Here is a 19,703-nt window from a genome sequence, read left to right on the forward strand (position 1 = left end):
AAAAAGCTTATATGGTCCATACAACCTATAGGCAACAGCTAAAGTTCAGCAGCAACATCTTTCGTATCCAGTTTTCAGGGCGCAATGCCTCTGAGATCATGGTTGTGTCTTTTCTGAAGTGATTCAGGAAGCATGATCATCGAAAAACCCGTTTGGTGGCGATGGCGGAGGGGAACCACGCGTTCCCATACCGAACACGACCGTTAAGCCCTCCAGCGCCAATGGTACTTGGACCGCAGGGTCCTGGGAGAGTAGGACGTCGCCAAGCACGAGGAACCAACCGCATGTAGATGCGGTTGGTTTTTTGTTGTGCGCAGAAGCGGCGACTTACCTCTCCCAGCCTGGGAGAGTAACTGAACCTTTGATCGATGAAAAGGCGAGGAAGCATGCCCGGCTATAGATGAAGGTTCAGATGCCGACCTCGAAGTAAGCACAAGTAGTCTATTCAGGCGGTGCGGAATGCCCGTCGCCAAGCACGAGGAACCAACCGCATCTACATGCGATTGGTTTTTTGTTGTGCGCAGAAGCGGTGACTTACCTCTCCCAGCCTGGGAGAGTAACTGAACCTTCGATCGATGAAAGGGCGAGGAAGCATGCCCGGCTATAGATGAAGGTTCAGATGCCGACCTCGAAGTAAGCACAAGTAGTCTATTCAGCCGGTGCGGAATGGACGTCGCCAAGCACGAGGAACCAACCGCATCTACATGCGGTTGGTTTTTTGTTGTGCGCAGAAATGGCGACTTACCTCTCCCAGCCTGGGAGAGTAACTGAACCTTCGATCGATGAAAGGGCGAAGAAGCAGGCCCGGCCATAGAGAAAGCTACAGATGCCGACCTTGAAGTATTCTCAAGGAGTCTGTTCAACCGGTGCGGAATAGCCGTCGCGGGGCACGAGAGTTACATTCTTATAAACGCTCCTCTTAACGAATCCTCAGCACTCAATTGTCTGATTCATGAGCCTAGAGCAACGTGTACGAATCTGAATCACGCTAATCGCTCCAAACCCACCGTAAAACAATCCATTTTAGCGAAATAAGCCTATCTGGATTCGTTAGTTGCATGGATTGTGTAATATCGGCCGATTAGCGTTTCCTAAATTCTTAAGCAGAGAACAATGCATTAGTTGGACGGAAGGTTATTCCTTCCTGATTTGCGGGAGGTTGAAAAAAGATCCGTTTTCCAGCTGCTGTACGAATTGCTGCAGCCATTTATAATACTCAAGCGCTTGCTTGAGCTTGTGCAGATCCTGGAGACAGATTTTCCGTTCGTCATCAGGGGTATCAATAGAAAGAATAATGTCGGAAAGGTCGGGAATAACGTCTTCAATGGCGTGACTCATTACGTCGATTTCCCTTTGCAGCTTCATCGTAAAAAAATTGCGGAAAGCGAGGAAAAAGTCCGTTTCGGCTACGTACAAATCTTTACGCTCCTGCTTCTCCTCCAGTTTGGTCACCATTTTCGATTCCATCAATGATCTTACCGCATAGCTCATGTTGCTTTTGCTCATATTCATATGGGTTTTCATATCTTCAAGCGTCATCGGTTTGTCCTCGAAATACATAACGCCATATAACTGTCCAAAGGAATAAGTTGCCCCGTATAAATCCATCGTATCAGCGATCGCGTTAATAACCGTTCTACGCAGCTCGCTCCGTCGCTCGGCCGAACCACTCTCGATACCGTTTTCATTGCCGCTTTCACCATTGCCCTGACTGTTGCCCTCTATCATGCCTTCACCCGCCATTTTCGTATGCATGCTTTCTTCAATTATACTAAAAGCTTTTACTAACCTAAAGCACACATATAGAGCATCACATTTACATTTTATTTAGTTAATGTTTACGCTGCGATAACCATTCTGCTCACTTCTGATTGTACAATATTTTTTGTACGATACAATCGTTTGAACAATAATTTCAATATTTTCCTTAATGTTAAAAATATTTTGAACGGAGGTAAAGGTTATGAATAGGTTGAGATTAGGTCGGGAGCTGCAAGCTTTGCTGTTCACGTTGCCCGCTATGGTGCCCCTCGCCGTGTTCTGGTTGTTCCCGATCGGCTATGTATTCTATTTAAGCTTGACGAGCTGGGACTTCATGAGCGAGGACAAGCCGTTTGTCGGACTGGACAATTATGTGGCGTTGCTGCAAAACCTTGCATTTTACGAGTCTCTCAAAGTGACGCTGCTTTTTGTTCTAGGCAATGTGCTGCCGACGCTGGCTGGCGGACTAGCTCTAGCCGTGCTGCTGAACCGAACGATGCGGCTGGGCGGCGTATATCGGGCGCTTCTGTTCTCTCCCTGGGTTACGCCAACCGTTGCGGTATCGATCGTATGGTCGTGGATTTTCGAGCCGGAGGCGGGACTTGCGAATGCCTTGCTAAGATGGTTCGGAGCGGAAGGCGTAGGCTGGTTAAGAGATCCGGAGTGGGCATTGGTCGGTATTTTGCTCGTCACCGTCTGGAAGGGAATCGGCTGGGCGATGGTCTTTTACTTGGTGGCCCTTCGAAATGTTCCGGGTGACATCCTTGAAGCAGCCAGCATCGATGGGGCGGGAGCAACGCGTAAGTTCTGGCAAATTACGCTTCCGCTGATCTCTCCTACGACGTTCTTCCTGACGGTCGTGCTCGTTATTTCTTCGTTGCAGGCATACGATCAGATCAACATTATGACGCAAGGTGGACCAGCCGGATCGACGCGCACATTGCTGTATTTGTATTACCAGTCAGCGTTCGAAGCGTTCAACATCGGCGAAGCCTCGGCTGTTGCGGTGACGCTGGTTGCAGGGTGCGCGCTGCTGTCGCTTGTTTCATTCACCTTGAGCCGCAAGTCGGTTCATTATTAAAGACGGCCAGGCGGTCTGAATAGGAAGGAATGCGATGAATGACCAAGAGCAACGGAATCAGGCGAGTATTGATGCATGTCATGCTTATTGTTTTGTGCGCGATTATGGCTTTCCCGTTTTACTGGATGGTAACCAGCGGGCTGAAAACCAACGATGAAATTTGGCAGACGCCGCCTGCGCTGTGGCCGGCCGTACCGTTATGGAGCAATTTTGTCGACGCTTGGCAGAGCGCGAATTTCGCCAGGTATATCCTGAACAGCGTGACGGTAGCTTGCGCCATAGCGCTGATCCAAGTCGTCAATTCGGGCATGATGGCGTACGCGCTGACTCATATGCCGTTTCGTTTGAAGGGCTCGTTGACAGCGATCATACTGGTCAGCTATATGGTGCCGACGACTGCCGTGTATTTGCCGGGTTATGTCGTCTTGTCCAAGCTCCATCTGCTGGACAGCTATGCGGGACTTATTTTATCCAACTCGGTTAGCGTGTTTTCGATATTCCTTATTCGGCAAGCTTTCATGCAGGTTTCGCATGAGCTTGTGGAGGCGGGGCGGATCGATGGTGCTTCCCATCTGCGAATTCTATGGACGATAATCGTTCCGCTGACGAGAGCTTCGTTCGCCGTGCTGGTGCTTATTACGTTCATTGAACAATACAACAACTACTTCTGGCCGATGCTCATTACGAAAAATCCGGATTTGCAGCTTGTATCGGCCGGTCTGCGCAGCTTTTTTGTGGAGGGAGGTGCATACGGGCTGAAGTGGCCGCTTATTATGGCTGCCAGCGCCTTCACGATAGCTCCGCTGCTGCTGTTGTTTCTTTTTACGCAAAAAACGATTATGCAAAGCGTCAACTTCACGGCTGGTGTCAACAAAGGGTAGGAGAGAAAAGAGAAATCATATTATAGTTAATGGAGGCCTATTAAAATGAATACGTTAAAAAAAGGGTTGGCTTTTACGCTTATTTCCAGCTTTGCTTTACTTACGGCTTGCGGTTCCAATACGGGAGCGAACTCGCAGGAAGGATCCAATGCGGCGACTAACTCCGCAACAAACGCCGCTCCCGAGCAGACGGCGGTAACCGAACCGGTGAAGATCGAGTTCTGGTATGGTCTCGGCGGTAATCTCGGCGACAATATGAAGAAAATAATCGACAAATTCAACGCATCGCAATCGGAAGTCATCGTTCAAGGCATCGTCCAGGCAGACTATTCCGAAACGGAGCAAAAGCTGCAAGCCGCGATTGCCGCGGACAAAGTTCCGGCAGCCGTACTGTCGTCCAATAACGACTGGGCACGCAAAGGCTATTACGCAGAGCTGGACGAATTAATGGCGACGGCAAAGGATTTGAAACCGGATGACTTTGTGCCTACTTTTATCGAACAAGGACAAGTTGATGGCAAGCAGTATTTCCTTCCGATGTACGGAACGACCCAAGTGATGTATTACCGCAAGGATGCGCTGGAAAAGCAAGGTCTGAAAGCCGAAAACCTGACGACTTGGGAAGCGCTGGCTGATGCCGCGTCCAAAATGACCGTGAAAGAAAACGGAAAAACGACGTTTTACGGCTGGGAGCCGATGTGGGGACGCGACAATATGATGGACGCCGTATTCAGCAAAGGCGGCTCGGTGCTTAGCGAAGACGGCAAAACCGTTCTGATCGATTCGCCGGAATGGGTGGAAACGTGGGAGCTATTCCGCAAATGGATTCATGAGGATCAAATTATGCGCATTCACTCCGGAGGCCAAGGCTGGGAGTATTGGTACAAAACGATCGACGATGTGATGAAAGGCAATGCGGCGGGTTACACCGGTTCCAGCGGCGACCAAGGCGACCTCGATTTCACGCAGCTTGCAGCTATGGAGCAGCCGGGTTGGGATGGCGTTGGCGACGGCAAAGGCAAGCCGGTAGCAAGCGGAATTATGGCGGGCATTCCGGCCAAAGCAAGCAAGGAGCAGCAAGAAGCGGCATTTAAATGGCTGACGTACTTCAGCAACACAGAGAATACGGCGTTCTGGTCGATGAACACGGGTTATATTGCGGTACGTCAATCCGCGCTTGACGACCCGGAGTTCAAAGCTTACAGCGAAGCGAATCCGCAAAGCCGTATCCCGCTCATGCAAGCTTCCCATGCGAGCAAGCCGTTCATTGATCCGACAGGCGGCAAAATTACGGATGCGCTGACGATTGCGGCGGATAAAGTACAGATTAGCAACAAGCCGGCGGCAGAAGCGCTTAAGGAAGCGAAGGAAGTGGCGCAGAAGGCGCTCGATGCGGTATTGAAATAGGCAGAAGCATGCCAGGGCAGCAACAGCAACGGGGAAGAACGGTTAGTTCCTCCCCCGTATGCCGCCAATAGTTACAGTTACAAGAGAGGTGGAAGCAATGGCTACGTTGACCATAGGCGGCGACGTTTATGAAGTGGATGCGATTTTGATGGATAAGGACGGCACGCTGCTCGATTTTGTATCCATGTGGGGCTATTGGAGCGAACAAGTCATGTCTGCGTTTAGTGAAGAGCTGACTAGACGGGGGCTGAAAACTCTTGATGCGGCAGTGATTCCCCTGCTTTGGGGAACGCAGCACGATGACGGCGGGCATATAGTCGAGTACGATCGCAACGGACCGCTGGCGATGGGAACGATGGCCGATTTATACGCCGTGCTTGCTTGGCAAGGTTATATGGCCGGCATGTCCTGGGCGGAAGCAAGAGCGATGGCAATCCGCTGCGGCGAGCACGCGAACGTTGCTTTGTTGAAGGAACGCCCTGCACGACTGTTGCCGGGTGTGCAATCGTTTCTTGACGCCTGCATGCAGCAGGGGTTCAAGTTGGCCGTCGTAACGGCGGATGAAACGGATGCGGCGCTCCGCCATCTGGAGTGGCTTGGCATTCGTCCCTATTTTGAGGCGGTAATCGGAACGGATCAGGTGGAGCGAGGCAAGCCGTTCGGCGATATGGCGGAGCTCGCTTGCTTAAGGCTGGGCGTTACCCCGGCAAGAACGGCCGTTATCGGCGACACGAATGGAGATATGCTGATGGGGCGTTCGGTTGGCGCTAATCTGCGAATTGCGCTTACGGGCGGCCAAGCAGCCTACCCCGATGCTAGTCATATCATTCTAGGCTACCAGGAATTGCAGTTGGGAGGCTAGCGCAATTGAAAGGATTGAACGGGAGCGAGCTGGGCTGGATGTTTCTTGGGCTGGCCATCTTGCTGGAATTAAGCGGCACCTTGTCCTTGAAGATGTCGGAAGGCTTCTCGCGGCTGTGGCCGTCGATACTGATGTTTTTATTTTACGGAATCAGCTTTACCTGCTTGAACTTCGCGCTGCGTTACATGGATATGAGCGTTGCTTACGCTACATGGTCGGGTATCGGCATTGTACTCATTTCGGCGGCTGGCGTATGGTTTTTCCATGAGCGGTTGTCTATAACGTCGATGTTATGGATGTTTGTCATAGTCGTGGGGGTGGTGGGGCTGAACATGAGCTCCAAAGCGCATTCCTGAAGGAGTGCCATGAAGGAGGGCGAGCATAGTCTTGCCTACTAACGGAAGGGGAATGTTTATGAAAAACAGAGCCGATGAGACCGAGAAGCCGGAGATGCTTGCATGCTTTCAGATTCTATCGGATACGCATATCAGATCCGACGACAATCATTTATATAACCGTCATCTTAGGCTGGCGCTGGAGGATATCGCTTCAAGCGAATATGCATCCGAGAGCTGCGGGATCATGCACGCAGGGGATATTACCGATCATGGCTTAATTGAAGAATATGAGGCGCTGCAGCGTATTTTGCGGGATTATGAGAACCGTCTGCCGGCCATCGCATATACGGTTGGCAATCACGACGTCGCGCTGGGCGATTGGGAGTACCGGATGGAAGGTTACGAGACGGTCAGCGGCAGGAGAGATACCTACCACGATCACTGGATCGGCGGTTATCACTTTGTGTTTCTCGGGACGGAGCGAGGGCTGGAGCGGTTTGCGACCTTGTCGGAAACACAGCTTGGCTGGTTGGACGAGAAGCTGGGGGAAGACGCGGCGACGGGCAAGCCGGTATTCGTATTCCTCCATCAGCCTTTGAAGAACACGGTAGCCGGTTCGCTGGAGCATCAAGCCTGGTTCGGCGTGGAAGAGGATGAAGAGCTGCGTTCGGTGCTGCATAAGCATCCGCAAGCGCTGCTGTTCACCGGGCATACCCACTGGCATCTGGAGTCCCCTCATACGATGCATCGCGCCGGCGATCGGGGGCCAGTCATGTTCAATACCGCATCGGTCGCTTACTTGTGGAATGACGACGACGCCTATGTACAGGGAAGCCAAGGCTATTATGTCGAAATCTACGCGGACAAGGTGCGCGTGCGCGGCCGGAACTTCGTGGATGGCAGTTGGCTGACAGCCGCCGATTTTGAAGTGGAATGCTGATAAATAACGAGAGAAGGAGAACCCCGCAAACGGAGTTCTCCTTCTCTAATGATGCAGCAAGTGCTGTTATGGCTTATTAATGGCTTATTGAGCGTTATGTTGTCGAGACGCCAAATAATCGACGGCGCGCAGCGCGACGGTGACGGCCTCTGCACGGGTAGCTGGCTGGGCGGACCCGAAGCGGTTATTTTCCAATCCGAAGATTAGACCGTGTTTGACTGCGGTTGCGATATAAGCTTTGGCGTAGTCTGGAATTAGACCCGCATCAGCGAATGTCAACGTACCGGCATCCTCTAGCGGCAGCTTGAGCGCTCTAACGATCATAACCGCCATCTCCGCTCGGGAGATCTCTTTATTCGGACGGAAGCTGCCGTCCTCGTAACCGCTTATGATACCAGCCGACAGAGCTTGCCCGATAAATGGTTTGGCCCAAGCCGGAATGTTGTCCGCATCGGCGAAGTCGATTGTTTTGCCCGAGTTCTCCAGCTTTAATGCACGGCTAAGAATAGTCGTCCATTCCGAGCGTTTGAGGGAGGCGTTCGGTTTAAAATCGCCATTCGGATAACCGGATACAATGTTGAGCTGCACGGCGCGTTCAATCGCTTTGCTCGCCCAGTGTGAGGCCGTATCGTTGAACACGATTGCAGGAGTGGATGGGTTAGGCTCGGAAGTACCGTTCTCGCCGGTCTCCCGGGTTCCGTTGCCAGGTTCTTCCGTCGTTTCTTCTCCTGTCGATGGGTCATTCGGATTCGGACGGTCAGGAATCGACCCGAAGTTGTCGGAACCCCAATTTTGAACCGGTGTAGCGGAGCGAATCTCGATATCGACATCGTATTCCTCTACATAGTTGATTGCCGGCCAGTTGATGCTTACAGAGCCGCTCAATTTGGACGGAATTTCATCAATTTCGAATTGTACTCTTCGCGTATTGGCGCTAGCATTGCTATCGATGGTAGAGGTTTCGCTTCCTCCGACCATAAACGATGTAATTTCATTGCTTTGCTTTAAATAAATTTGCATGTATTTAATGCCGTTTTGAACCAACAACCGGCCTGGATGCGCGACATAGTCGTTCATAACCGATGTTTGAGAAGTGCCTGCTTTTAGAATAACGAAGTTCAAGCTGTATTTTCCGTCGGCCAGACTATTAGGATTCGTTCCCGGATTTGTTCCAGGATTCGTGGCCGGATCCGTGCCAGGGTTCGTTTCCGGATCCGTACCAGGATCTGTACCAGGGTCTGTACCTTCTCCTGTGCCGTTATCGACCAACGTCATGTTTTCCGGATCCAAGCTTAAGTAGACGTTATGCCATGCGGAATAAACAGGTGACGTCATTTCAATGTTAACCAGTACCGTTTGAGTGGTGTAAATATCGTCGATGTTTACAGTAACCGTGCTGGAATGGGTAGTCGAATCTTCAATAGGAGCTACGGCAGCGCGATCATAACGAACGAGGTCGGCAGGATCAATCGTCGTGTTGGCGCCGTTTCTTGTAATGGTCGCTTTCGTCTCTCCGGGCTTTAGAATGCCGATATACGCGAACAAGTTGGAGTCTTTCATTTCATGGGAGAAAGAAGCCTCGCCATTACTGATCGTCAAGCGGCCGCTATCCGGCACGGCATAACCATATACCGAAGAGGTAACATTAGAGCCGTCATCCTTCAAATATATGTACGGAACGCTGTATGTGCCGTCAGGAGGAGGAAGCTCTGAAATGTCCAGCTCCAGGTATACATTGTGCCACGCGGAATAAGCAGGCGAGGTCATCGTAATATTCAAAAGTACCGTTTGCGTTTCATAAATATCATTGATAGTTAAGGTTGTTGTAATGGAATTGGTAGTCGAATCTTCAATAGGAGCAGTTGTTGCTGCTACATAGCGAACAAGATCGTCTGTATTGATTGTTGTATTAGCGCCGTTTCTTGTAATGGTCGCCTTCGTCTCGCCGGGCTTTAAAATACCGATATACGTAAACAGCTCGGAGCTTTTCATTTCATGGGAAAAAGTCGCTTTACCGTTGGAGATCGTTAATTTACCTGTGTTTGCAACGGCATAGTTATTAATCGAGGAGGTCGAGCCCGAGCCGTCATCCTTTAAGTATTGATAGGGAATTTCGTATACGCCGTCTGCCGGCAGAGCCGGAGCGGATTGTTGAGCCGAGGCAGCCGCCGGTAAAATCGTAAGCAGCAGAGCCAGCGCCAAAAAAAGTGCTGTGAACGAGCGAAGCTTATTGCGCATTTGGTGTAACACTCCTTAGGATGATTTTTTAAGAAAGCAATGAAATAAAGGTGATGCATGTATCGGCCAATGCTATCTACTTGGCAACAAAACCGATTAACGTGATAAATGGTTCCCTCCCGCTACGAAGTTGTATTTCAAAAGGCCGCAAGGAGACGGCACTGTGTAGATGAACGACTACCAAAGATAATGAGAATCATTATCGTCAGAACAGCAAGTTTGATTCTACTACTGGAGTATGAACGGAGCATGAATTTTAAATTACAAATTGAAGCAGCCCAATACGTTTAAACGTCTTGGGCTGCTTCTTACTTGCGTATTAGTCTAAGTAATCAAGCAGGCGGATAATAAGCGCCAGAGCTTCCGCGCGGGTTGCTGCGGCATTCGGATCGAATCGGTTGCCGTCTTTGCCTTTAATTAATCCCGCTCCAACTGCAGCGGATACTTCTTGTTGTGCCCAAGCTGGAACGTCATCACCGTCAACGAAGGATAGAGTGGCGCTCGGATCCAGTTTAAGCCCCGCAGCGCGAGAAATAATGACTGCAAGCTGTGCTCGCGTCAACTGACCTTTTGCACGGAACGTCGAATCCTCGAAACCGGCGATTAAACCTGCGGTTATGACACGCGCTACATGGGTTTTAGCCCAGTTCGGAATGCTGTCGAGGTCTTTCAGTGCGCCTTCTTCACCCTCGCCTTCGAGGCCTAACGCTTTGCTGATCATAACGGCGAACTCGCCGCGCGTCACGATGTTGTTCGGACGGAAGCTGCCATCCGAGAAGCCGCTGACGATGCCTAGCTTGACTGCACGTTCGATAACGTCTTTCGCCCAGTGATTTGCGGTATCGGAGAATTGAATGTTCGGACCTTCATTGCTTTCTGGGTTTGTTTCTTCTTGCCTGTTCTCGCCATTCGGGTTAGTGACTTCGCCTTCTTCACCCTCTTGGCCTTCCGTTTCTTCGTCCGGGTTAGGCAGGGCTGGCGGGCCGACCGAGCCGCCTCCAATGACACCGGAGTTGCCGGCATATGTGGCCTGGGCTTCATCGAATTTGAAATGAATATCGTATTCATGGTGGTAGTTCAAAGCGCTCCAATCGATTTTCACCCACGCGCTTAGTTTGGAAGCCAAGTTTGACAAGTTGAAGGTTACCACGCGTGTGTTGTTCGCGGCGTCTCTCGACGTTACGGAGCCGCTGCTGCCACCTATCTTAAGTCCGGTAATTTCGGCGCTCTGTACGACAGTAAAGGATACGGTCTTGTTTCCTCCAGTCACTTTAACAAGAGCGGGGCTGACAAAATAATCGTTAGCTACCGATAGTGATTCCGTTCCATACTTCAGGACGGTAAAAGGAATGTAATAGTTTCCGTTCGCAGGATATTGCGGATCCGTGCCGTTACCCGGAGTGCCCGGTCCAGGATCAGTTCCCGGCTCCGTACCGGTCAAATTAACAGAAGCTTCAAAAGCGGCAATCGCCATACGTAACACAATTAACGCGGCATCTGTTTGGATCTGGGTTCCATTGAGCTGTGTGGCAGCTCCACCCGCCGTATCAATGGCGGTTTTGAATGCGGAAATCGCCGAGGCAGGATATTCACCGATTGCAGTTCCCGCTTTGGCTCCGCGCCATGTCGACATGGCTTCAAGGAACTCCGAGGATAACAAGGAGTTGTTCACCCCGTTAAAGTTCAAGCGAACTTCATGCGTTCGATCATAATTGGCTACCGGAATGGAAACATGCAGCTTGACGTTCTGCAGCTGGCTTATATCGATGCCATGGAGCAGCACAATACGATAATCTTCCGCAGCGTTTTCGTACAGAACGTCGGCATCGACATACTCGCCTTCGCTTTGCTTGAACTGGAACTCCGTTACTTGCGAGCTGTTCAAAATTTTAATCGTCGCATCATAAGTAGTACCGCTAATTTGGGTAACGCGGGCAGGCTTCTCGAAGTAGCTATCCGCGCTGGAGAAGGCCGCATCCGTCGCATGAGCGATCGTGTAGCTCAAGGTTGAACGTTCTAAGGACAGGAACGTAGTCACGACTTCAGACAGCGCAGCCGAAGCAGCGCTAATGTCCAACCGTGTAGCGGACAATTGAGAGCCCGTAACAATGGCGGTATCGATAGTGGCTTGCAGCGTCGCCAAAGCGTCAATGTCGTACTGACCGCTTAATTCGCCGTTCAAGGCGCGATCATGCAGCTCCTGCGCATCCGCGATTTCGCCGTTTAGATTATCAAGCAATGTGCCGTTCAGGCTTAGATAGACGGATTCAGTGACACTAGGCTCATCGGCAGTTGAATAGTTCATTAAGACGATGCCGCTTATGGATTGATTATTAAAAGTCGTATGTCTTTGCTGTAATTGGGCGGAGTATTGACCAGTTCCCGCATCTAAGCCAGTAGACGCCACTGTAACAGGCAGATCCATCACAAATGTGGGAGTGCCGTCCGTGCTCGGCCTGTAGTAGGAAATAGACGTAATTGGAATATTGTCATTGATGATAATATTGGCATGCTCGCGAGGCGTGCTGCGTTTTAGAATAGTCGCGGTTGAACCAAAGAGAGAACTTTTCGTGGATACAACAGCATCCGAATCAAGGGAGTCAAGTACGATGAGACGGGCATCTGTCGCTATTATTCTGGCGTTATTAATGGCGGTCGTCGCCGTACTAAGCGAAGTTACGCTTGCATTGACTTGATCTTGTGTCGCTAAAGCATTGTCATATACAGCCTTCGCATTCGTAATCGGAGTACCCATAGTTGTAGACGTCAGCCCGGCAATCGAACCCTCGACATATACCCCGGCATTTGTAACGTATGACAGATTAGCAGCGAAAGCTTCTGCTTCTTGAATCGCGGTCAGCAACAATGATTTGTTAACCGTAACACGTTGTTGCCTGAACACATTCAACGCCTGGACTAGCGCATTGTAAGCGGTGACGATTTCTTCGTCGGTCGCCGCCATGTCACTCTCGACCTCGATAGCATCGCTGATAGCATAATTCAAGGAAGTCCTTGCTCCCGGTTTGTATGCCCCATGCCATGCGCCGTCTTGGGTACTGTTATATAAGGATTGGGCTAAAGTGATTTGCCAGGAAAGATCATCAAGGCTTACGTCTGGCTCTTCGGTCACTGGAGGCTCTTCGACGGATACAAACGGAAGATTGCTTGTATCAATTACGACTTGAGCCAAATACCAATGATCGTAGACAAAAGGTTGACCTTGAACATAAAGATCTTTCACCACAATGTGCATCAGCACATCTTGCTTGACTTGCACATCGTCAATTGGAAATTCTACTGTGCCATAATAGCCTTCAACTAACGTATTCTCGTTTAGCGGTCCGCGAGGGACAGTGCCTTCCGAGACATCAACCTCTGCTGCCTGATTGAATTGGGATACGGCATCCGCGTTCGCAGAGGGCGTACCGCCTGGCTTCAAGCTGCCCCAATACTCGTACCAGTCGTAGTTAATAAAATCAATTTGCAGTTTGTAGACGCCGTCCTCAGCAATCAGTTTACCTTTTGTTGATTTGAGATGTCCTTCGGCATACGATTCCTTGTCGCTATTGTTCTGTAAAATACGGAAATCGACCTCGTATTCGCCGTCTCGAACCTTAGTAGCTGGAGCAGGTTCGGCTGCTGCCGCCGAAATAGGAAAGGCAGACAAGAGAAGCATGCTCGCAATCAGAATAGACAAGTAACGTTTCAATGACTTCTTATAAAACATGATGATTACTCTCTCCTTTGCAAAATAAATATAGAAAGCCGCATACCGCCTTCGTTACACAAGCGACAGGCAGATCAGCGGTTGAGCCGACCTGCCTGTTGCTTGTGCAGCGAAAGCAAAAAAAAGCAGGCTGCGCCGCATGATGACGGCGCAAGCCGTTTAAATCTTGTTTCAACTGTTGCTTACAGCCATTCAATCTCGATATCGTGTGTAGCGTTATACAGTCCGAATACCGAAACTGAGATTTTTGCTTTGGCATTCACGCTGAAATCATCAATAGGGAACGTGTAGTAGATAACGTCGCCCGATGTCGAACCAGTGAAAGGAGTATAGCTGGAACCTCCGTCATAGGAGATGCTTAGTCCGTTGATGCTGTACAACAACGAAGTTGTGAATCCGAGTGTTACCGTTTCGCCGTCGCTGGCGATCGAAGCAGGTTTAACGGCATAACCGTCGGCTGTTGAAGTTTCAGTCGGATTAGCGGCTTTGACGAGTCGGAAGTTTTGATCGGTCGCAGCGGAAGCAGAACCAACAATCAGGACAAGGGACATTACAAGAGCTAGAAGCAGAGTAGGCAAGCCTTTTTTCAAAGTGAATTTCATTGATATCAGTCTCCTTTGATTTGAAATAAGTATTTTACTAAAACAATGATGCGTTAACGGCAACGATAGTTTGGTACTGCCCACTCATTGATGGGCTTGAATTTCCCCTCGACAAGCAGAATCATGCAGATGGCGAAGCTATAGAGATACTAAGATGCCAAGATAATGATAATCATTATCGCTAATGATGCAAAAAAAATTCTGTTCCCTAAGTACGGACGCACCGGTATACGTGCCGTTCTTCTCTCTCAGAAAGCGTCCGGCGTGTACATCGCCTTAGACAAACTAAATTTTACAGCCCGTTTATGAACGGAGCGTGAACATTAAATTACAATTTCCACCACGACAGGAGGGAGGTTACAGGGAACATCTTACAGTTGGTAAAACTGTAATCTGGAATTCATGCTCCGTTCACAATGCGCAAGTAAAATCCTCGTGAAGCCATTAATGATAATCTCTCTCAATGTCGGGGGAAATCGGAGGGTCATGCATTTTGAAGTCGGCAACAACAGAAAAGAATACAACACTAAGGCATGCGATGAAATGGAAGTTGCTGATGATCGGAGCAGCGGCTGCGCTAACCATTCTGTCGGGCTGCAGCGCAGGTGCAAAGAACGGGAGCGATTCGATAGGCAAGATCATGCTGACGGACTTCGCAGATAGGAAAGTATCATTCACGGAAGCTCCTAGCCGCATCGTCTCACTTGGCAATGGGGAAGTCGATATTGTATATGCGCTCGGCGGCGTTGTAGTGGGCAGACCTGAGGATAACGATGGTCTCCTGAATGAGCAGGTCAAGGATGTGCCGATTGTCGGATCCGTCCATACGGTCGATCTGGAGAAGATCGCATCGCTGGGGCCCGATGTCGTATTAGGCAATTATCCTATTAATAACAACGATGTTCCTCTAATAGAGGGAATGGGATCTAAGATCGTTCTGACGGAAGCGAATTCGATTGAGGATATTAAGAAGCAAATCGAGCTGTTCGGTAAACTGCTAGAACGCGAAACGAAGGCGAAGGAGCTTCTAGCTAAGCTGGAGGATGAACTCGGAAGTCTGAAGAGCGTGCAGCACGAAGACGGCAGACGCGTGCTGATGGTATACGGAGCGCCTGGCACTTACCTCGCAGCGCTGCCGAGTTCGCTCGCTGGTAACTTGCTGGAGACAGCAGGCGGTAAGAATATGGCGGCTGAGTTCCCTCGTCTGCAAAACTATCCGCATTATGCGCAGTTGAATACGGAACGCGTAGTTGAAGCGAATCCAGACGTCATCATGATCATGACGCATGGCAATTCGGAGGAAGTTCAGGAAGGGTTTGTCCGCGAGATGGAAGGCAATCCGGCTTGGAACTCGCTGTCCGCCGTTCGCGAGGGTCGCATTCATGTGCTCCCGGCAGAGCTGTTCGGCACGAATCCGGGTACCCGCGTAGCGGAAGCGGTTAAGCTGCTGACGGAGTTGTTGGAGCCATGAGCATGAAGGAGCGAAGAAATCGAAGACGGTGGCTTGGCATCGCGTCCGGACCGCTGCTCATCGTCTCGGCCATATATGGAATAGGCAACGGTTCGGTGTCGATCTCGATAGCGGACATATGGCAAACGCTGTTCGGCGCAGGCGACACTGCGCACGAAGCGATTATTTGGAACCTGCGTTTGCCGCGGGTGCTAATCGGGCTGCTGGTAGGCGCATGCTTAGCCGCCTCGGGAGCGTTGCTTCAAGGAGTTATGCGCAATCCGCTTGCAGATCCTGGCATCGTCGGCGTGTCCGCAGGCGGCGGCGTGGCGGCGGTGATCGCACTGGTGCTTTTCCCGCAATTCGCTTACCTGCTGCCAGGGTTTGCCTTCGCAGGAGCGCTGCTCTCGTCCTTAATCATTTATTTGCTGGCGTGGGACGGCAGCAGCTCTCCGGTGAAGATCGTACTGGCGGGCATTGCTGTGAACGCGTTGCTAGGCGGTGTAATGAACGGCATCATGGTGCTGAACAGTGACCGGATTCAGAGTGTAATTCCATGGCTGGCAGGAGGCTTGAGCGGCAGAAGCTGGCCTCATCTGCAATTCATGCTGCCGTATGCCGCAATCGGGCTGCTTCTTGTTCCATTCGCAGCGAAGACGACGAACTTGCTCATGCTGGGCGATCAGTCCGCTTCGTCACTCGGACAGCATGTAGAGCGTCAGCGCTTCCTAATTGTCGTGCTTGCTTCGTTATTAGCAGGTGCGGCAGTCAGCGTTGCAGGGCTGGTCGGATTTGTCGGGTTAATCGTACCTCATGCTGTACGCCTTCTGATCGGAGACGACTACCGATATTTGTTACCGTATTCGATCGTCGGCGGAGCCTCTCTTATGGTTATAGCCGATACAGCGGCGAGAAGCTGGTTTGATCCGATTGAACTGCCGGCAGGCATCTTGCTCGCATGCATTGGAGCACCATTTTTCCTAATGCTGCTGAAGAAGAGGAGGCTGATCCGCTAGATGTCGCTAGAGATAAGGGATTTAATCTACAAGCAAGAACGATTCGAGCTTCATTCGATTACCGAGACGATACCGAAAGGGAAAATAACGGCGATCGTGGGGCGCAACGGCTCCGGCAAGTCGACACTGCTTCGTCTTCTCGCTAGAACGATCAAGCCTAACGGGGGAGACATTCAGTACGGCGGGCGTCAAGGCGACGAATATTCTAGGAAAGCATTCGCTAGAATGGTTGCCGTGCTCGCTCAGGAGAAAAGCCAATTGCCGGACTTGACGGTACGGGAGCTTGTCGCTATGGGCCGCGCGCCGCGCCAGTCGGCATTTCGCAGCCGCTTGTCGCAGGAAGACGAGACTGCAGTAACCTGGGCGCTCACGACTGTCGGTATCAGCCACAACGAGGACCGAATGTTCCATACGCTATCCGGCGGCGAGCAGCAGAAAGCTAGAATCGCGATGGCTCTTGCCCAAGAGGCGGACATCCTGCTGCTCGACGAGCCGACGACGTATTTGGATATGTCGCATCAGCTTGAGCTGATGGAGATGCTGCGGGCTTTGAACCGCAAGCTGGGGCTGACGATCGTGATGGTGCTGCATGATTTGCAGCAAGCGGCGGCTTACGGCGATTATTTGATCGCGATGGAGGACGGCAGCGTAGCGGCAAGCGGGCCGCCAAAGTCAGTGATTGATGCTCGTTTTATGTTAAGTGTGTTCGGAATAAGAGCCAAGGTGGACCTGCAAGGCACTTATCCTATTATTATGCCAATACCACAATCCGGGGAGGAAACGACAATGGTTATTGTAACGAATGTTTCGCAAATTACGAAGGGTAATGGAGTCAAGCTGATCGAGCGGTTTAACCGCATAGGCAAGGTAGAAGGGATGAAAGGATTTTTGGGTCTCGAAGTCATGCTGACTGAGAACACGAAAGAATACGACGAAGTAACGGTCAGCACGCGATGGGAGAGCAAAGCAGACTTCCAAGCGTGGACGCGGAGCGAAGCTTTCCGCGAATCGCATTCCCACCGCGAGACGCCGGAATATATCATCAACAACAAAATTGCTTTCTACGATGTAAAAATCGTTCGAAATCCGCTTCCGGAGGCAGAAGCAGAGGCGGAAGTTCAAAGCGTATAACAGGACTGTGAACGGGCTTACAGGAGTCAGTCGATTGCGGCTCCTGAGGCCCTTTTATATGGAATACAGTTAGCAATAAAGGTTCAGCCACCTTTCAAGCAGGACTGATTTACAAATTAGTATTGACACAGAAAAGAAAATCTTGGTAGGATATTAATTGATAATAATTATCATTATCATGGAATTGAGCTGTATGAACAGGAAAGGACGGGGAATGAAATGCATGCAAGAACGAAGATAAGCGGCCTACTCGCCGCATTATGGATAGTGTTGCTCTTATTGCCGGCGAACCTATATGCGGCAGGGGAGATCGCAGATGGAACCTATACAGCAGATTATCTCATTTTACAGGCGGAGAATGATTCGGTGTCCATGGCGAATGACTATTGGGAGAAGCCTGCAAAGGTGACGATCAAGGATGGCAAAGCGACGGTTCGCGTGACGATCAATCACAGCTTCTGGGTGACTGAATTCAAAGTACCGGGAAGCGGCGGAGGATATGTGGATACGAAGCTGATCAGCTCGAACAAAAAAGCGAATACGCGGTTGGTTGAGTTCACCGCTGATATTACAAAGCCGATTGTGTCCAAAATTCACGTGACAGTTGAAGATATCGATTACGACCATGATTATACGATTCGTTTCGTGTTCGATCAGGAGAGCTTTAAGCTTGTCAAAGGCGCTGAACCTGCGGCAACGCCGAAACCAACAGCGAAACCAACAGCGAAACCAACAGCGAAACCGACGACGGCACCGGCTAGCACATCGACGGAGAAGCCTGCGGTGACCGGAGAGTCGGCAGCAGAGAAGCCGGAGCAAACCAGCAAGCCTGAGAGTACAACTAAAGCTTCTGACCAATCAACAACGATGCCGTCGGAGGCTGCCAAACCAAGCAAGACAGAAGGAACAGCGCCGTCCGAGGCGGCTGAGACAACTGCTAATGAGGCGGCTGTCGAGGCAGAGACTTCTCCTGCCGAGGAGCAAGTCCAAGCGGATAAAGGCGAAGGCGGAGCTGGCATTGAGGTCGAGAATACGACTGACGAAGCGGGAGAAACAGAGTCGTCCGATGACGGTGAAGCACAGTTGACCAATGCATCCGCAGAAGAAGGCGAAGCGGTGCAAGCGCTTGCCGCCGGCGACGCGGCCGATGCGTCTGAAGCGGATAGCGGCAGCAAGAGCTTCAAATGGTGGACGCCGCTTGGAGCAGTACTTATTTTGATTGTAGGTGCGATTTATATTTGGAGAAGAAAGTTTCATTGAATTAGCAATCGGGAAATGGCCAAAGAGGCTCAGGAGGATTGGATCAATGGTAATACGAGTAGGTAAGCTGGCGGCTCTAATCGCCCTCTGCTTGCTGGCATTGACGGGATGCGGTGTTACGCCCGCTCCCGCGAACGGGAATTCGGCTCCATCGCCTGCCGTAACGGAGAACGTAACCGACGATGGAGGGAAGGAGCCGAAGGAGACGGCAGTATCGGAAGAGCATCGGATTGTCTCCACGACAGTCGCAATCACGCAAATCATGGATTTGCTTGAGATCGATCTCGTCGGCGTTCCCAAGAGCGTGAAGACGTTGCCGGAACGATATGATGAAGTGACTAAGGTTGGCAATCCCATGAGTCCGGACATGGAGATCGTGAAGTCGTTGAAGCCGACCGAGGTGTTGTCGGTGACGACGCTGCAATACGATCTGGAGCCGGTGTTCGAGAATGCGAATATCGATGCGACTTTCCTAGACTTGACCAGTCTGGAACGCATGCAGGCAGAGATATTGAAGCTGGGCGAGAAATACGGCAAGCAGGAGAAAGCAGCAGCCGTTGTGAGCGATTATAATTCGACGCTGGAGCAGATTCGTAAGGCAACGGAAGGGAAAGAAAAGCCGTCGGTGCTAATCTTGCTAGGGGTACCAGGAAGTTATTTGGTTGCGACGGAGCATTCCTATATCGGGGATTTGGTTCAATTACTAGGCGGAGTCAATATCGCACAAGGCGAGAAGGTCGAATTTCTAGCATCGAATACGGAGCACCTGCAACAGGCGAATCCGGACGTTATTTTGCGCGCGGCTCACGGAATGCCGGAGGAAGTCGTTAAGATGTTCGATGAGGAATTCAAGAAAAACGATATTTGGCATCACTTCAAGGCGGTTCAGACGGGACGCGTCTACGATCTGGAGGAACGACTGTTCGGAACGACGGGCAACCTGGCAGTAGGGGAAGCATTGGAAGCGCTGCTCCCGATGCTTTACCCTGATCAGCCGTAAAGGAATGTG

The 19,703-nt window shown here is 50.8% G+C and carries 15 protein-coding genes and 1 rRNA gene; 12 read left to right on the forward strand and 4 right to left on the reverse strand.

Annotated features, from left to right (window positions below; all coding sequences use genetic code 11):
- Positions 1-151 precede the first annotated feature (151 nt).
- Positions 152-268: ribosomal RNA gene (rrf, locus tag AB4Z33_RS12450) — 5S ribosomal RNA — on the forward strand.
- Between the two features lie 866 nt (positions 269-1,134).
- On the opposite strand, the gene AB4Z33_RS12455 is transcribed toward rrf, so the two are convergent.
- Complete coding sequence (locus AB4Z33_RS12455; RefSeq protein WP_442050248.1) at positions 1,135-1,755, reverse strand: GbsR/MarR family transcriptional regulator; 621 nt, start codon at positions 1,753-1,755, stop codon at positions 1,135-1,137.
- A 208-nt stretch (positions 1,756-1,963) separates the two neighbouring features.
- Between AB4Z33_RS12455 and AB4Z33_RS12460 the strand changes: the two genes are divergently transcribed.
- From AB4Z33_RS12460 to AB4Z33_RS12485, 6 genes are all read left to right on the forward strand, one after another.
- Complete coding sequence (locus AB4Z33_RS12460; RefSeq protein ID WP_442050249.1) at positions 1,964-2,842, forward strand: carbohydrate ABC transporter permease; 879 nt, start codon at positions 1,964-1,966, stop codon at positions 2,840-2,842.
- A gap of 71 nt (positions 2,843-2,913) precedes the next feature.
- On the forward strand, positions 2,914-3,723 hold the full coding sequence (locus tag AB4Z33_RS12465; protein WP_442050305.1) for a carbohydrate ABC transporter permease: 810 nt from the start codon (positions 2,914-2,916) through the stop codon (positions 3,721-3,723).
- Positions 3,724-3,768: 45 nt separating this feature from the next.
- Positions 3,769-5,130: an ABC transporter substrate-binding protein gene (locus AB4Z33_RS12470; RefSeq protein ID WP_442050250.1), complete on the forward strand. Its 1,362-nt coding sequence runs from the start codon at positions 3,769-3,771 to the stop codon at positions 5,128-5,130.
- Between the two features lie 97 nt (positions 5,131-5,227).
- Complete coding sequence (locus AB4Z33_RS12475; RefSeq protein WP_442050251.1) at positions 5,228-5,992, forward strand: HAD family hydrolase; 765 nt, start codon at positions 5,228-5,230, stop codon at positions 5,990-5,992.
- Positions 5,993-6,030: 38 nt separating this feature from the next.
- Positions 6,031-6,348 carry a DMT family transporter gene (locus tag AB4Z33_RS12480; protein ID WP_442050306.1) on the forward strand — a complete coding sequence of 106 codons (318 nt, stop codon included), beginning with the start codon at positions 6,031-6,033 and terminating at the stop codon, positions 6,346-6,348.
- Between the two features lie 58 nt (positions 6,349-6,406).
- A complete protein-coding gene (locus tag AB4Z33_RS12485) occupies positions 6,407-7,270 on the forward strand; it encodes a metallophosphoesterase family protein (protein ID WP_442050252.1) in 864 nt (287 codons plus the stop codon).
- A gap of 84 nt (positions 7,271-7,354) precedes the next feature.
- Here AB4Z33_RS12485 and AB4Z33_RS12490 read toward each other — a convergent pair whose 3' ends face one another.
- The 3 genes from AB4Z33_RS12490 to AB4Z33_RS12500 all read right to left on the reverse strand — a co-directional run bounded on the left by AB4Z33_RS12490 (position 7,355) and on the right by AB4Z33_RS12500 (position 13,837).
- Positions 7,355-9,508, reverse strand: coding sequence for an NEAT domain-containing protein (locus AB4Z33_RS12490; RefSeq protein ID WP_442050253.1), 2,154 nt, complete (start codon positions 9,506-9,508; stop codon positions 7,355-7,357).
- A 319-nt stretch (positions 9,509-9,827) separates the two neighbouring features.
- Positions 9,828-13,235, reverse strand: coding sequence for an NEAT domain-containing protein (locus AB4Z33_RS12495; protein WP_442050254.1), 3,408 nt, complete (start codon positions 13,233-13,235; stop codon positions 9,828-9,830).
- 182 nt (positions 13,236-13,417) lie between these two features.
- Complete coding sequence (locus tag AB4Z33_RS12500; protein ID WP_442050255.1) at positions 13,418-13,837, reverse strand: NEAT domain-containing protein; 420 nt, start codon at positions 13,835-13,837, stop codon at positions 13,418-13,420.
- Positions 13,838-14,375: 538 nt separating this feature from the next.
- Between AB4Z33_RS12500 and AB4Z33_RS12505 the strand changes: the two genes are divergently transcribed.
- The 5 genes from AB4Z33_RS12505 to isdE all read left to right on the forward strand — a co-directional run bounded on the left by AB4Z33_RS12505 (position 14,376) and on the right by isdE (position 19,694).
- Positions 14,376-15,308, forward strand: coding sequence for an ABC transporter substrate-binding protein (locus tag AB4Z33_RS12505; protein ID WP_442050256.1), 933 nt, complete (start codon positions 14,376-14,378; stop codon positions 15,306-15,308).
- Positions 15,305-16,303 carry a FecCD family ABC transporter permease gene (locus AB4Z33_RS12510; protein WP_442050257.1) on the forward strand — a complete coding sequence of 333 codons (999 nt, stop codon included), beginning with the start codon at positions 15,305-15,307 and terminating at the stop codon, positions 16,301-16,303. The genes AB4Z33_RS12505 and AB4Z33_RS12510 overlap by 4 nt, the downstream gene beginning before the upstream one ends.
- On the forward strand, positions 16,304-17,434 hold the full coding sequence (gene isdG / locus AB4Z33_RS12515; protein ID WP_442050258.1) for a heme oxygenase: 1,131 nt from the start codon (positions 16,304-16,306) through the stop codon (positions 17,432-17,434).
- A 219-nt stretch (positions 17,435-17,653) separates the two neighbouring features.
- On the forward strand, positions 17,654-18,694 hold the full coding sequence (gene isdC / locus AB4Z33_RS12520) for a heme uptake protein IsdC (RefSeq protein ID WP_442050259.1): 1,041 nt from the start codon (positions 17,654-17,656) through the stop codon (positions 18,692-18,694).
- Positions 18,695-18,746: 52 nt separating this feature from the next.
- Positions 18,747-19,694 (forward strand): heme ABC transporter substrate-binding protein IsdE, encoded by a 948-nt coding sequence (gene isdE / locus AB4Z33_RS12525; RefSeq protein ID WP_442050307.1) that lies wholly within the window; start codon positions 18,747-18,749, stop codon positions 19,692-19,694.
- Positions 19,695-19,703: the final 9 nt, after the last annotated feature.

This window comes from Paenibacillus sp. 2TAB19 (assembly GCF_052115185.1).
Taxonomy (GTDB): domain Bacteria; phylum Bacillota; class Bacilli; order Paenibacillales; family Paenibacillaceae; genus Pristimantibacillus.

Excerpts from the sequence above, each read along its gene's own strand:
- AB4Z33_RS12510 (WP_442050257.1), top strand. The coding sequence starts at position 15,305 with ATGAGCATGAAGGAGCGAAGAAATCGAAGACGGTGGCTTGGCATCGCG.
- AB4Z33_RS12505 (WP_442050256.1), top strand. The coding sequence starts at position 14,376 with ATGAAATGGAAGTTGCTGATGATCGGAGCAGCGGCTGCGCTAACCATT.
- AB4Z33_RS12480 (WP_442050306.1), top strand. The coding sequence starts at position 6,031 with ATGTTTCTTGGGCTGGCCATCTTGCTGGAATTAAGCGGCACCTTGTCC.
- AB4Z33_RS12465 (WP_442050305.1), top strand. The coding sequence starts at position 2,914 with ATGCATGTCATGCTTATTGTTTTGTGCGCGATTATGGCTTTCCCGTTT.
- AB4Z33_RS12490 (WP_442050253.1), bottom strand. The coding sequence starts at position 9,508 with ATGCGCAATAAGCTTCGCTCGTTCACAGCACTTTTTTTGGCGCTGGCT.
- AB4Z33_RS12455 (WP_442050248.1), bottom strand. The coding sequence starts at position 1,755 with ATGCATACGAAAATGGCGGGTGAAGGCATGATAGAGGGCAACAGTCAG.
- AB4Z33_RS12485 (WP_442050252.1), top strand. The coding sequence starts at position 6,407 with ATGAAAAACAGAGCCGATGAGACCGAGAAGCCGGAGATGCTTGCATGC.
- AB4Z33_RS12470 (WP_442050250.1), top strand. The coding sequence starts at position 3,769 with ATGAATACGTTAAAAAAAGGGTTGGCTTTTACGCTTATTTCCAGCTTT.
- AB4Z33_RS12475 (WP_442050251.1), top strand. The coding sequence starts at position 5,228 with ATGGCTACGTTGACCATAGGCGGCGACGTTTATGAAGTGGATGCGATT.
- AB4Z33_RS12495 (WP_442050254.1), bottom strand. The coding sequence starts at position 13,235 with ATGTTTTATAAGAAGTCATTGAAACGTTACTTGTCTATTCTGATTGCG.
- AB4Z33_RS12460 (WP_442050249.1), top strand. The coding sequence starts at position 1,964 with ATGAATAGGTTGAGATTAGGTCGGGAGCTGCAAGCTTTGCTGTTCACG.
- isdC (WP_442050259.1), top strand. The coding sequence starts at position 17,654 with ATGCATGCAAGAACGAAGATAAGCGGCCTACTCGCCGCATTATGGATA.
- isdG (WP_442050258.1), top strand. The coding sequence starts at position 16,304 with ATGTCGCTAGAGATAAGGGATTTAATCTACAAGCAAGAACGATTCGAG.
- AB4Z33_RS12500 (WP_442050255.1), bottom strand. The coding sequence starts at position 13,837 with ATGAAATTCACTTTGAAAAAAGGCTTGCCTACTCTGCTTCTAGCTCTT.